The organism is uncultured Sphingomonas sp., from assembly GCF_913774285.1.
In the GTDB taxonomy this organism is placed as follows: domain Bacteria; phylum Pseudomonadota; class Alphaproteobacteria; order Sphingomonadales; family Sphingomonadaceae; genus Sphingomonas.
In genome coordinates this window covers 349,128-362,128 of record NZ_CAJYHX010000008.1, presented here as the reverse complement: position 1 = coordinate 362,128, position 13,001 = coordinate 349,128, and the positions used below count along the sequence as shown (strand labels likewise).

The window sequence follows — 13,001 nt, the reverse complement described above, 5'->3', positions numbered from 1 at the left end:
TTTCGTATCAGCGGCAATCCTCGATCACGCGACCGATTTCGGCCCAGGCCGGCACGATCAGAGGTGCCGCGCCCGCCGCCTCCACCGCGATCTTGCCGCGGCTGTAGGCGATCTGATCCCAGGCGGTGTCGGACGCAGTCCGCGCGGCGACTAGGCCAGCGGCGGGATCGATTCCGGCGGGCCAGCTTTGCGCGCCATAGCTTGTGCGGATGGTGAGAGCATTGCCCTGCGCCACGCCCGCCCGCGCGAGCGTGATGCGGCGGCCGGCCCGGTCGCAGCGGAGCGTCAGTTGTGGGCTAGCGGTGGAAGGGCCGAAGCGCGCGACCGATCCGTTCGCCTCTGTGGCATAGCTCCAGTCGCCCGGCGCGGCAGGCCGATACTGCCATTCGACCGGAGCGGGCGGCGGCGGGGTTGCCGCAGGCTCGGGAGTGGGGCGCACCGGGGCTGGCCGGGGCAAAGGCGTTGGCACGGGGCGTTGCGGATCGCCCGGCCCCACACAGCCCGCCAGCAGGGCGAGGCTAGAGAGCGATGCGGCAAGGGAGGGCGAAGGGAACTTTGGAAAAGGCATCGCGGTTTCATGCCGGACTGCACCGTGCCGCTCAAGGGCGAAAAGGGCGAGCCGTCGAGCGCCTGGGTCGGCCCGTCACGCGGGCGCGACGATTGACAGCGATGGGCCGAATCGCTAAGGGCGCTGTTCCCCAACACGCCGGTGAGCGGCGGTGCGTCCTGCACCGGCCGTCTTTTTTGCGTCGTGGGGAACAGGAATTGGCCATCTATCCTCGCCAGGGACCGATGGCCTGACGCTTTGAGATAGGCCGGCCCCGCGCCGCCCTGTGGAGCAGGAGATTTACTTACCATGGCACGTATCGCGGGTGTCAACATCCCGACCAACAAGCGCGTGATCATCGCGCTCACCTACATTCACGGCATCGGCCGTCACACCGCCGTTTCGATCGCCGACAAGCTGGGTATCGACCACAGCCGCCGCGTTCAGGACCTGTCGGACGCCGAAGTCCTCCAGATCCGCGAAGCCATCGACGCCGACCTGACCGTCGAAGGCGATCTGCGTCGCGAAACCGCGATGAACATCAAGCGCCTGATGGACCTCGCCTGCTATCGCGGCCTGCGTCATCGCAAGGGCCTGCCGGTCCGCGGCCAGCGCACGCACACCAATGCGCGCACCCGAAAGGGCAAGGCCAAGCCGATCGCCGGCAAGAAGAAGTAAGCAGCGCTCCCCAGCGCGCACTTCTTCCCCCGAGGCCTTGCGCCTCCAGGCACCAAGCTTCTAGGTCAGGAAATTCCAAATGGCACGTGAACCGCAGCGTATTCGCCGTCGCGAACGCAAGAACATCACCGCCGGCGTCGCGCATGTGAACGCCAGCTTCAACAACACCATGATCACCATCACCGACGCGCAGGGCAACGCGATCAGCTGGTCGTCGGCCGGCATGATGGGCTTCAAGGGCTCGCGCAAGTCGACCCCGTACGCAGCGCAGGTCGCCGCCGAAGACGCCGGCCGCAAGGCCGCCGAGCACGGCGTTCGCACCCTCGAGGTCGAGGTCAAGGGTCCGGGGTCGGGCCGTGAGTCGGCGCTCCGCGCGCTGCAGGCGGTCGGCTTCCAGATCACCTCGATCCGCGACGTGACGGCGATCCCCCATAACGGCGTGCGGCCGTCGAAGCGTCGCCGCGTCTGATACGTCCTGCTTGCACCGCGGGCCCTGAGGCGGGTCTGCGGTCTTGCAGTAAATACCTGGCGGGGAATGCCTCTTCCCCGCCCAACATGAGGAAAGCCCGTGTCGGTCAACGCTAAGAACTGGCAGGAACTCAAGAAGCCCAACGGCCTCGAGAAGAAGCCCGGTGGCGATCCCAAGCGGAAGTCGACCTTCGTCGCCGAGCCGCTGGAGCGGGGCTTCGGCCTCACCCTCGGCAACGCGCTGCGTCGCGTGCTGCTGTCGTCGCTGCAGGGCGCGGCAGTCACCTCGATCAAGATCGAGAACGTGCTGCACGAATTCTCGTCGCTCGCCGGAGTCCGCGAGGACGTGACCGACATCGTCCTCAACGTGAAGCAGATCGCGCTCAAGATGCAGGGCGAAGGCCCGAAGCGTCTCCAGCTGTCGGCCACCGGCCCGGCGGAAGTCAAGGCGGGCGACATCGCGGTTTCGGGTGACATCGAAGTGATGAACCCCGAGCTGGTGATCTGCCACCTCGACGACGGCGCGACGCTGAACATGGAGCTGACTGCGGACGTGGGTAAGGGCTATGTGCCCGCTACCGCGAACCGCCCGGCGGATGCGCCGATCGGCCTGATCCCGGTCGATGCGCTGTTCAGCCCGGTCCGTCAGGTGTCCTACAAGGTCGAGAACACCCGCGTCGGCCAGGAGCTCGACTACGACAAGCTCACGCTGACCGTCGAGACCGACGGCACGGTGACCCCGGAGGACTCGCTGGCCTATGCCGCGCGGATCCTGCAGGACCAGCTGGCGCTGTTCGTCCACTTCGACGATTCGTCGATCACCCGGGCGGCCCCGGTCGGCATGGCGCCGGCAGCGGCACCGGCGGAAGGTGGCGCAGGCGATGCCGCGCAGATCAACCGCTACCTGCTCAAGAAGGTCGACGAGCTCGAACTGTCGGTCCGCTCGGCCAACTGCCTCAAGAACGACAACATCATATATATCGGCGATCTGGTCCAGAAGACCGAAGCCGAGATGCTGCGCACGCCGAACTTCGGCCGCAAGTCGCTCAACGAGATCAAGGAAGTCCTCTCCAGCATGGGCCTGCGCCTGGGCATGGAAATCCCGGGCTGGCCGCCCGAGAATATCGAGGAAATGGCCAAGAAGCTCGAGCAGGAGATCATGGGCTGAGCCTCGCGTCCGGGATTAGCCTTGCTAATCCCGGGCTGATCGCGAGGCCCGGCCGGCGGAGCTCAAGGCTCCGACCGACGACGCGGCGCTGCCGCGGCGGCCAGCAGGAAAGTTTGGCGCGAGCCTAAACTTCCTAACCTTAGGGTTTTGGGCGGTGGCCCTGATCGCACCGCCTGGTCTGGGGTTCCGTCGAACGGCCCCTTAACGAACGAAGGAAAGAACCATGCGCCATCGTGTAGGCGGTCGTAAGCTGCAGCGTACCTCGGCTCACCGTATTGCTCTGTTCCGCAACATGAGCGCCGCGCTCATCAAGCACGAGCAGATCACCACCACCGTCGCCAAGGCGAAGGAACTGCGCCCGTACGTCGAGAAGCTGATCACCCTCGCCAAGAAGGGTGGCCTGTCGAACCGTCGTCTGGCGCACGCGCGCCTGATGGACGACGCCCAGCTGGTGAAGCTGTTCGACGTGCTGGCCGCGCGCTATGCCGATCGCAACGGCGGCTACACCCGCATCATCAAGGCCGGCATCCGCGCCTCGGACGCGTCGCCGATGGCGATCATCGAGTTCGTCGACCGCGACGTCTCGGCCAAGGGCCAGGATTCGGGTCCGGTGATGTCGGACGAGGATTTCGACGAAGCCGCCTGATCGGCGCTTCGTTCGGAACGAACCAGGGAAGGGCGGTCGCGATGCGGCCGCCCTTTTTCTATTCTCCTATCCCCCCTCCCGCCTGCGGGAGGGGCTGGGGGAGGGTGAGTGAGGGTCGCGGGCAATACCGCCGCAGAAAGAGCCTCCACGACACACCCTCCCCTAACCCCTCCCGCAAGCGGGAGGGGGACTAGGAGCGCTTCCACCGCCCCAAGTTTCGTTCCGCTTGCAATCCATCGCACGCTCCCCATCTCCGCGCCCGAACAACAGGGTGCGCCGCCCCGTCTGGCAGCGCCGGAGAACTACCATGTCTCGCAAGTCCAAGCGGGCGCGCAGCGCTGCGCCCATCGATGTCGGCGCGTGGATCGCCGCGCTGCTGGCGCTGTCGCCGCTCGCCGCCTTTGCCTGGGCGATCGAATGGGCCGGCTCTGCTTGAGCCGAAGGGCCGGGCTGCCTAGGGTAGGCGCATTCTTTGGGAGCCCTGGAATGCGCCGTGCATTGATCCTGCCGTTACTCTTCGCCAGCCCCGCCTTCGCCCAGACCCCCAAGCCGGAGACCAATGCGCCGATGACCAAGTTTGTCTATCCCGAAACCCGCCGCGTCGACGTGGTGGACGAGCAGTTCGGGGTGAAGGTCGCCGATCCCTATCGCTGGCTGGAAAACGACGTCCGCAACGACAAGGAAGTCGCGGCCTGGGTGGAAGCCGAGAACAAGGTCACCGACGCCTATCTGGCGACGCTGCCGGGGCGCGAGGCGCTCAAGGCCCGGATCAAGCAGCTGTTCGATTATGAGCGCTTCGGCCTGCCCGAGCAGAAGGGCGGGCGCTATTTCTACGCGCACAACAGCGGGCTGCAGAACCAGGCGGTGCTGTTCGTCCGTGACGGGCTGAACGGCGAAGGCCGCGTGCTGATCGACCCCAATGGCTGGTCGAAGGACGGCGCCACCGCGCTCGCCGAATGGCTGCCGAGCGAGGATGGCAAGCTGCTCGCCTATTCGATCCAGGACGGCGGCACCGACTGGCGCACGATCAAGGTGCTCGACGTCGCTACCGGCAAGGAGACCGGCGATACGGTGAGCTGGGCCAAGTTCACCATGGGCGTGGCTTGGGCCAAGGACGGCAGCGGCTTCTTCTACTCGCGCTATCCCGAGCCGCCTGCGGACGCCAAGTTCCAGGCGCTCAACGAGAACCACCGCATCTATTTCCACAAGCTCGGCACCCAGCAGAGCGCCGACCGGCTGGTCTATGAGACCCCGGCGACGCCCAAGCAGAGCCATTATGCCGGCATCACCGACGATGGCCGCTATCTGGTGATCACCACCAGCGAGGGGACCGACAACAAGAACCTCGTCCACATCGTCGACCTGCAGGATCCCGCCTGGAAGGCGAAGACCGTCATCGGCAAGCTCGAGCATGACTGGTCGGCGATCGGCAATGTCGGCACCAAGTTCTGGTTCGCGACCGACGACGGTGCGCCCCGCCAGCGGATCGTAACCATCGACCTCGCCGACTCGGCGCTCACCCCGCATGAGGTGGTGCCCGAGCAGAAGGAGACGCTGGCCGGCCAGTCGATCGTCGGCGACCGGCTGATCCTCAGCTACATGGTCGATGCCGCCACCGAGGTGCGCCGCTACACGCTGGACGGCAAGACCGACGGCAAGGTGGCGCTGCCCGGCATCGGCACCGCGAGCGGGTTCGGCGGGCATCCGCACGAGGGCGAGACGTTCTTCGCCTTTACCAGCTTCAACTATCCGACGACGATCTTCCGCTACGACGTGAAGACCGGCAAGGCCGAACCCTGGGCGCAGCCGAAGGTAGCGTTCAACCCGCAGGACTATGCGGTCGAGCAGCGCTTCTACGCCTCGAAGGACGGCACCAGGGTGCCGATGTTCATCGTCAAGAAGAAGAGCGTCACCGGCCCGGCGCCGACGATCCTCTACGGCTATGGCGGGTTCAACATCCCGATCACCCCGGGCTTCTCGGCGGGGCGGCTGGCCTGGCTGGAGCAGGGCGGCGTGTTCGTCGTGGCGAACATCCGCGGCGGCGGCGAGTACGGCAAGGCGTGGCACGACGGCGGCCGCCTCGCCAACAAGCAGAACGTGTTCGACGACTTCATCGCCGCGGGCGAGTTCCTGATCAAGGAGGGCATCACCGGCAAGGGCCAGTTGGCGATCCAGGGCGGCTCCAATGGCGGCCTGCTGGTCGGCGCGGTGACCAACCAGCGTCCGGACCTGTTCGCCGCGGCGCTCCCCGCCGTGGGCGTGATGGACATGACCCGCTTCGACCGGTTCACCGCCGGCCGCTACTGGGTCGACGATTACGGCTATCCGTCGAAGGAAGCCGACTTCAAGCGGCTCTACGCCTATTCGCCCTATCACAACATCAAGGGCGGCGCGGACTATCCCGCGATCCTGGTGAGCACGGCGGATACCGACGACCGCGTGGTGCCGGGGCACAGCTTCAAATACACGGCGGCGCTGCAGCACGCCCCGATCGGCGACCGCCCGCACCTGATCCGCATCGAGACGCGCGCCGGCCACGGCTCGGGCAAGCCGACCGACAAGGTGATCGAGGAAACCGCCGACCTCTGGGCGTTCGCCGCCAAGTGGACGGGGCTCGCGATCAAGTAAGCAGGGGAGGGCGGCCATGTCCGGCGACGACGCGCGACAGGGCCGCCCCCTTACCGACGCCGAGCGGGCCTTGGCGCGCGGCATGTTCGGCGATGCCATCGACCTCGATCCGGTGCGGATCTACCGGCGCAAATGGTTTCCCTTCCAGCCGCGCAATGTGACGATGGCGCCGCGCGGGCACCTCCACTTCCACCCGGCGGGGGATGCCTATCGGGACTGCCTCGCCAGCGCGGGGCTGGGGCTGCAGGGGCATCTGATTCACGAGCTGGTGCATGTCTGGCAGCACCAGCAGGGGCTGAACCTCGTGCTGCGGCGGCATCCCTTCTGCCGCTACCACTACAGCATCAAGCCGGGCTGGACGCTGGCGCGCTACGGCATCGAGCAGCAGGCGGAGATCGTCCGGCACGTCTTCCTGTTGCGGCAGGGCGTGGCATTGCCGGGGGCACCGCCGCTGGCGACGCTGGAGAGCATCCTGCCGTTCGGGACGGGGTAGGCGCTTCCAGACAAACCGTCATCCCCGCGAAGGCGGGGATCCATTGGCGCTGAAGTCGCGGTTCCTGCCCCCATCGTCCTGGCAAATGGATTCCCGCCTTCGCGGGAATGACGAAGGGGGTGGGGCGGACGTGTGTCCACCTGCCGGTGCGAAGGACCAGCGCTCGACGAGGGGCGACCTACTCCGCCGGTGCTTCCCAAAGCTCGATTGGATTGCCCTCGGGATCGTGGATACGCGCGAAGCGGCCCGTTTCCGGCGTGTCCCACTCGGCACGCGTCTCGATCGCCACGCCCGCGGCGTTGAGCTGCTCGAGCAGCCCGTCGAGATCGATCACCCGCAGGTTGAGCATCACCTGCTTGTCCGCGGCATAATAGCTGCTGTCCGCCGGGAAGGGCTGGAACACCACGCCGCCGGGTTCGGGATACCAGAACCACGGGCTAGCCTGTCCGCTGGTATCGGTGCCGCAGCCGCCGCCGACGCCCAGCATCTCCTGGTACCACGCTTTCAGCCCCTCCGGATCCTGCGCGCGAAAGAAATAGCCGCCCAGCCCCACTACCGGCATGTTCGTCCCCCGATCAGGCGGCCTGGGCGATCTCCTCGCCGGCCGCGGCCTCCAGCAGACGCCGCTCGATCGTCTTGAGTCGCGACGTCGAGCTGATCTTATCCCCGATCAGGTCGGTCAGATAGAAGGTATCGACCGCGCGCTCACCGTATGTCGCGACATGCGCGGAATGGATCGTCACCTTCGACTGGAACAGCGCATTGGCCAGGCTGTAGAGCAAGGCCGGCCGATCGCGCGCATTGACTTCGATGACGGTGAAGCGGTTCGATGCCTTGTTGTCGATGAACACATTGGGTTCGATCGAGAAGGCATCGGCACGCAGCCGCACCGGCGCCTTGGTCTTGAGCCGTTCGGACAGCCGCGCGCGGTTGGCCAGCGCGTCGGCGATGCCGGTCTTGAGCCGGGTGAGCCGCGCTTCCTCGTCGAAGGGCTGGCCGAACGGATCCTGGACCAGGAAATTGTCGAGCGCCATGCCGTCGCGCGTCGTGTGGATCCGCGCGTCGATGATGTTGCCGCCGGCGACATGGATCGCGCCGGCAATGCGGTAGAACAGGCCGGGATGGTCGGCGGCATAGACCGTCACCAGCGTTGCGCCGCGATCGGGATAGACCTGCGCCTCGACGTGGAGCGTCGCATCGCCCGCGGCGGCGACCATCGCGGCATTGCGCTCCAGCACGTCGCTGGGCTCGGCGATCCAATAGCTTTCGGTGAAGCGCTTCTTGAATGCCTCGAACTTGGGCGCTGGCCAGCCGAGCGCTGCGCCCAGTTCGTCCTGCTTGGCGGCGATCCGCTCGGTGCGACCGCGCTGTTTGTGGCCGAGCCGCAGCACCTCCTCGGCGGCTTCGTACAGCCCGCCGAGCAGCTGGCGCTTCCAGCCGTTCCACACGCCGGGGCCGACCGCGCGGATGTCGACCACGGTCAGTGCCAGCAGCATGCGCAGCCGCTCGGCGCTCTGCACCTGGGCGGTGAAGTCCAGGATCGTCTTGAAGTCGGCCAGGTCGCGCTTGAACGCGGTGGCCGACATCAGCAGGTGCCAGCGCACCAGCCAGGCGACCATCTCGGTCTCGCCGGGGGTGAGGCCCAGCCGCGGGCAGAGCCGCTCGGCCACTTCGGCGCCGAGGATCGAATGATCGCCGCTGCGGCCCTTGGCAATGTCGTGCAGCAGCACCGCCACATAGAGCGCGCGCCGCGAGGCGAGCTGGTGGAGGATGCCGCTGGCGAGCGGATGGTCTTCCTTGAGCTGCCCCTTTTCGATCTTGCTGAGCAGCCCGATGGCGCGGATCGAATGCTCGTCCACCGTATAATGGTGGTACATGTCGAACTGCATCTGCGCGACGACGCGGCCGAAATCGGGCACGAAGCGGCCGAACACGCCGGCCTCGTTCATCCAGCGCAGCACCGTTTCGGGATCGCGCGGCGAGGTCAGCACGTCGAGGAACAGCGCGTTGGCCCGCGCATCGTTGCGGACGTCGTCGACCAGCTTGGCGTCGCGCGCGGCGGCGCGCATGGCGAGCGGGTGGATTTCCACCTCGTGCAGGTCGGCGAGCGCGAACAGTTCGATCAGGCGGACGGGATCCTCGCGGAAGAAGGTGTCGCGGGGCAGCGCCAGTCGGCCACGCTCCAGCACGAAGCCCTTGAGCTTGCGCCGCCCGCGCCACAGCGCCGGGAAGCCGAAGCGGCGGCCGCGCGCGGCGAACTTCTCGTCGAGATGGGCGAGGAACACGCCGGTGAGGTCGCCGACCACCTTCGCCTGGAGGAAATAGTAGCGCATGAAGCGCTCGACCTTGGGCATGCCGGGCCGGTCGGCGAAGCGCATCCGTTCCGCGATCTCGCGCTGGACGTCGAAGGTCAGCCGGTCCTCGGGGCGGTTGGTGATCAGGTGCAGCTGGCAGCGCACCGCCCAGAGGAAATTCTCCGCACGGCGGAACTGGCGATATTCGGCGGGGGTGAGCAGGCCGGCCTCCACCAACTCGGCGGGCTCGCGGACATTGTAGGCAAATTTGCCGATCCAGAAGAGCGTGTGGAGGTCGCGCAGGCCGCCCTTGCCCTCCTTCACATTGGGTTCGACGACATAGCGGCTGTCGCCCATCTTCTTGTGGCGGGCGTTGCGCTCTTCCAGCTTGGCGGTGATGAAGCCGCGGGCGCTGTCGGCCTGGACCTCGGCCTTGAAGCGGCGCGCGGCCTCGTCATAGAGCTCGGTATCGCCCCAGACATAGCGCGCCTCGACCAGCGCGGTGCAGACGGTGACGTCGGCCTTGGCCTGGCGCACCATCTCGTCGAGTGAGCGCGACGAATGGCCTACCTTCAGCCGCATGTCCCACAGCGAATAGAGCATCGATTCGATCACCTGCTCGCTCCAGCCGGTGACCTTCCAGGGGGTGAGGAAGCCGATGTCGATGTCCGAATGCGGCGCCATCTCGCCGCGGCCATAGCCGCCCACCGCGATCAGCGTCATCCGCTCGGCAGCGGTGGGGTTGGCATTGGGGTGGAGCCGCTCGACGGTGAAGTCCCACAGCAGGCGGAGAATCTGGTCGGTGAGGAAGGCGCCGGCGGCGGCGGCTTCCAGGCCGCGCGAGGGGTGTTCGGCGAGGCGGCAAGCGATCTCTGCTTGGCCCGCGGCGAGCGCGGCCTTGAGCTCGGTGGCGCCCGCCTGGCGCAGCGCGGCGGTGTCGCGGGCCTCCAGCGCGGCGAGGCGTTCGGCGACGGCACGGCGATCGATCAGGGCGCGGCGATGCGGGACGGAAGCGAAGCGGGTCGGCATGCGAGTCAGATAGGAGGATTTGGGGGGAAGTTCACGCGGGAAGGGATGGGGGAGGACGATTTAAGCCCCTCCCCTTCAGGGGAGGGGTGGGGGGTGGGGGCTGACCGAGAAGTGCGGCCCTTGCGGATCCGTCATGCCCCACCCCAACCCCTCCCCTGAAGGGGAGGGGCTGTGTGCGCCGAAACGTTCGGGAACAAACCGACGCTGCGCGGGTAGGGCGGGGCAACCTCCGGAGACGCCGTTTGCCCTTGAAAACCTGTTCGATTGCCGCGGCGCTGCTGCTCCTCGTACCGCTGGCGGCCTGCAACAGCCCGCAGGCCGCCGACACCACCGCGACGGCGAACGTCGGCGCTCCGCCCGTCGCAACGCCCAGCCCCACGCCGTTGCCCAGCCCCACGCCGGTCACGAGGGACGAAACCGCACCCCACTCCGCCGCCAAGCAGTGCCGCTTCGCGGTCGACGGCAAGACGCTGCTCGACGGCCGCTGCCAGGTCTATCCGATGGGCGACGGCGGCTACACGCTCAACACCTGGAGCGCCGGCAAGCCCGCCCAGTCGCACTTCGCCGTGGTCACCACGCGCGCCGACGGCAAGGCCGACGCGACCTGGAACAAGGATCCCGACGACGACAAGGCGATGGACCCGCTTGGCACCGTGACGCTGCAGGACGGCTGCTGGGTGAACGCGCGCACCCGCATCTGCGCCCGCTGATCGCGCATCGCTCGGAACACCCGCGCGTCCCGGCCCGTTGACCGTGCCGTAACCGAAAGGAGATTTCGATGGCCACCGCGAGCAAGACGCCCAAGACCCCCACGCCCCGCAAGCGCACCCCGAAGGCCGCGACCACCGCTGCCGCCGCCGATACCAAGGCAGAGCCTGCCGCCGCCAAGCCCGCCCCCAAGGCGCGCCCGAAGCGCACCCCCAAGGCAGCCGCACCGGCAACCAAGGTCCGGAAGCGCGCTACGCTGGGGCGGACCGGCATCGCGGCGATCGCCGCTGCCGGGCTGGGGGCGATCGGCGCGATCGCGCTCGGCACGCTGTGGACCCGCCGCACCGGTTCGAACGAGCCGGGCACGGTGCCGACCGACCTGATGGGCGACAGCCACCCCGACGGCAGCCAGCGCGCGATCGAGCAGTTCCGCCCCGATCCCACCGCATCGATCCCTGCGAACGAGCGCGAGGCGTTCGCGCCGGCACTGGCCGGTGGCTCCGCCCCGACGCTGGTCGCCGGCCAGGCCGACGAGCTTCGTCGGAACGACGCGGCGCCGTCCTGATCCTCCCCGGATCGGCACGGCCGCGCAACCTTCGACGCGGCCGCGCATTCCCCACGCACTTGAACATGGATCAGGAGAGAGACCCGATGCGCATCTTCGCTCTGAGCATAGTCGCTGCGGCGACGCTGGTTTCCGGCTGCGCCGAAGGCGCCTACGGCCCCGGCTATGCCGGCGGCGGCGGCTATCGCCAGTACGACTATAACCGCCCGGACCCGGCGTATAACGGCTATTATGCCGATCGCTATTATCGCGAAAACCCGCGCGCCCGCGAGCGCCGCCTGTCGCAAAACGATCGCGTCTATCGCGGCCAGGACGGGCGCTATTATTGCCGCCGCAACGACGGCACGACCGGCCTGATCGTCGGCGGCGTGGCTGGCGGCCTGCTCGGCAACGTCATCGCGCCGGGCGGATCGCAGACGCTGGGCACGCTGCTGGGTGCCGCGGCGGGTGCTGCTGCGGGTCGTTCGATCGATCGCAACAACGTCACGTGCAAGTGATAGGATCGGGCCGGGGTCGATTACCCGGCCCGATCTTTTCGAGGAGTCTGCCATGACCACCCGCACCGCCACCGCCCGCTACACCGGCTTCGGCAAGGCCGGCAAAGGCCAGCTGACCAGCCCCTCGGGCGTGCTGGAGGCGACGCCCTACAGCTTCAACACGCGTTTCGGGGATGAAAAGGGCACCAATCCGGAAGAGCTGATCGCGGCGGCGCATGCCGGCTGCTTCACCATGGCGCTGAGCTTCGCGCTCGCCCAGGCGGGGTTCAGCGACGGTACGCTGGAGACCACCGCGGCGGTGAAACTGGAGCAGGACGGCGACGGCTTCGCCATCACCCGCTCGGACCTGAAGCTGCGCGCCGAGGTGCCCGGCATCAGCGAGGAGCAGTTCGAGGCGCTCGCCAAGGGCGCCGAGGCGAACTGCCCGGTGTCCAAGCTGCTCAAGGCCCAGATTGCCCTGGAGTGGGAACTGGCCTGAACCTGATCCCCAAAGGGGTGTGGAGAGGGCGGGCGGGTGCAGCAGGCTGCACCCGCCCGTTTTCGTATCAGCGCAAGGGCGCGACGCGCAGCGAGGCCATCGGCGCGTCCTTGGTGCGGGTGTCCACCTTCCAGGCGATCACCTTCTCATTGCCGACGGTCTCGGCACCGGCCTCGTTGTTCTGGCTGATCACCTCGGCATCGGTGGTGAGGGTGAAAGTGCCCTCCATGCGATCGGCCGCCTCTGCGCCTGCGGCCATGCCTCCGCCCATGCCGCCGAGGCCCGCCGCGTCGGTCTTCTGCCGGGCAAAGCCCTGCGCCTTCACGCGCACCGCGTCCTTGCCGCGCAGCTCGATGGCGATCCAGGGGAGGACGATCTCATTGTCCTGATTGTACGGGTAGACGAAGGCGTGATCGAGCACGCCCGAAAGCGCGAAATCGACATAGAAGATGCCGTTCCCGCGATATTCGACGCTGCGATAGCCTGCTTCCTTGGCAAGCTCGACCGCGAGCTTGCGATATGCCTCGTCGCGCTTCGTCTGCTCCGCCGCCTTGACCTTGGCCGGATCGGCCGAGCCGTTCTTGCCCTTCTTGCCGCTCTCTTCCTCGGCGACCTTCATGAAATCGCCGCCCAGCCCCTTGAGGTCGAGCGCGACCACCTCACCCTTGTAGGTGAAGGTGAAGCTGCGATCGCGGTGGATGGTGAGCGCGGAATCGAACTTGCCGGGCACGAACAGGCAACTCGCCAGCACCAACGGGGCGAGCACCACCAGCGCCAGCGCTCGCAGCATCTTGGTCATGCG

At 67.5% G+C, this 13,001-nt stretch carries 15 protein-coding genes; 11 read left to right on the top strand and 4 right to left on the bottom strand.

The annotated features are described in order from the left end of the window. Positions 1-7: 7 nt before the first annotated feature. The gene (locus tag QZ670_RS05480; RefSeq protein ID WP_365894608.1) at positions 8-439 is read right to left on the bottom strand and encodes a hypothetical protein; all 432 of its coding nucleotides are present in this window, start codon (positions 437-439) and stop codon (positions 8-10) included. Positions 440-856: 417 nt separating this feature from the next. Here QZ670_RS05480 and rpsM point away from each other — a divergent pair, with 417 nt between their 5' ends. The 7 genes from rpsM to QZ670_RS05445 all read left to right on the top strand — a co-directional run bounded on the left by rpsM (position 857) and on the right by QZ670_RS05445 (position 6,628). Further along, positions 857-1,225 carry a 30S ribosomal protein S13 gene (gene rpsM / locus QZ670_RS05475; protein WP_021226512.1) on the top strand — a complete coding sequence of 123 codons (369 nt, stop codon included), beginning with the start codon at positions 857-859 and terminating at the stop codon, positions 1,223-1,225. Positions 1,226-1,304: 79 nt separating this feature from the next. Then, positions 1,305-1,694 carry a 30S ribosomal protein S11 gene (rpsK, locus tag QZ670_RS05470; RefSeq protein WP_019368402.1) on the top strand — a complete coding sequence of 130 codons (390 nt, stop codon included), beginning with the start codon at positions 1,305-1,307 and terminating at the stop codon, positions 1,692-1,694. Positions 1,695-1,793: 99 nt separating this feature from the next. Continuing rightward, positions 1,794-2,861, top strand: coding sequence for a DNA-directed RNA polymerase subunit alpha (locus QZ670_RS05465; protein ID WP_010545746.1), 1,068 nt, complete (start codon positions 1,794-1,796; stop codon positions 2,859-2,861). A 223-nt stretch (positions 2,862-3,084) separates the two neighbouring features. Then, positions 3,085-3,507: a 50S ribosomal protein L17 gene (gene rplQ / locus QZ670_RS05460; protein WP_019368405.1), complete on the top strand. Its 423-nt coding sequence runs from the start codon at positions 3,085-3,087 to the stop codon at positions 3,505-3,507. Between the two features lie 307 nt (positions 3,508-3,814). After that, on the top strand, positions 3,815-3,943 hold the full coding sequence (locus tag QZ670_RS05455) for a hypothetical protein (RefSeq protein ID WP_294252765.1): 129 nt from the start codon (positions 3,815-3,817) through the stop codon (positions 3,941-3,943). A 50-nt stretch (positions 3,944-3,993) separates the two neighbouring features. After that, on the top strand, positions 3,994-6,135 hold the full coding sequence (locus QZ670_RS05450; RefSeq protein WP_294252764.1) for a prolyl oligopeptidase family serine peptidase: 2,142 nt from the start codon (positions 3,994-3,996) through the stop codon (positions 6,133-6,135). A 16-nt stretch (positions 6,136-6,151) separates the two neighbouring features. Then, positions 6,152-6,628: a vgr related protein gene (locus QZ670_RS05445; RefSeq protein ID WP_294252763.1), complete on the top strand. Its 477-nt coding sequence runs from the start codon at positions 6,152-6,154 to the stop codon at positions 6,626-6,628. Positions 6,629-6,806: 178 nt separating this feature from the next. Here the strand turns inward: QZ670_RS05445 and QZ670_RS05440 are convergent, their stop codons facing one another. Then, positions 6,807-7,190, bottom strand: coding sequence for a VOC family protein (locus tag QZ670_RS05440; RefSeq protein ID WP_294252762.1), 384 nt, complete (start codon positions 7,188-7,190; stop codon positions 6,807-6,809). A gap of 13 nt (positions 7,191-7,203) precedes the next feature. Beyond that, positions 7,204-9,951 (bottom strand): [protein-PII] uridylyltransferase, encoded by a 2,748-nt coding sequence (locus tag QZ670_RS05435; RefSeq protein WP_294252761.1) that lies wholly within the window; start codon positions 9,949-9,951, stop codon positions 7,204-7,206. A gap of 248 nt (positions 9,952-10,199) precedes the next feature. Between QZ670_RS05435 and QZ670_RS05430 the strand changes: the two genes are divergently transcribed. From QZ670_RS05430 to QZ670_RS05415, 4 genes are all read left to right on the top strand, one after another. Further along, positions 10,200-10,661, top strand: coding sequence for a hypothetical protein (locus tag QZ670_RS05430; protein ID WP_294252760.1), 462 nt, complete (start codon positions 10,200-10,202; stop codon positions 10,659-10,661). Positions 10,662-10,729: 68 nt separating this feature from the next. Next, on the top strand, positions 10,730-11,224 hold the full coding sequence (locus tag QZ670_RS05425) for a hypothetical protein (RefSeq protein ID WP_294252759.1): 495 nt from the start codon (positions 10,730-10,732) through the stop codon (positions 11,222-11,224). A gap of 86 nt (positions 11,225-11,310) precedes the next feature. Next, complete coding sequence (locus tag QZ670_RS05420) at positions 11,311-11,721, top strand: glycine zipper 2TM domain-containing protein (RefSeq protein ID WP_294252758.1); 411 nt, start codon at positions 11,311-11,313, stop codon at positions 11,719-11,721. Positions 11,722-11,773: 52 nt separating this feature from the next. Beyond that, a complete protein-coding gene (locus tag QZ670_RS05415) occupies positions 11,774-12,199 on the top strand; it encodes an OsmC family protein (RefSeq protein ID WP_294252757.1) in 426 nt (141 codons plus the stop codon). A 67-nt stretch (positions 12,200-12,266) separates the two neighbouring features. Here the strand turns inward: QZ670_RS05415 and QZ670_RS05410 are convergent, their stop codons facing one another. Beyond that, a complete protein-coding gene (locus QZ670_RS05410) occupies positions 12,267-12,998 on the bottom strand; it encodes a hypothetical protein (protein WP_294252756.1) in 732 nt (243 codons plus the stop codon). Positions 12,999-13,001: the final 3 nt, after the last annotated feature.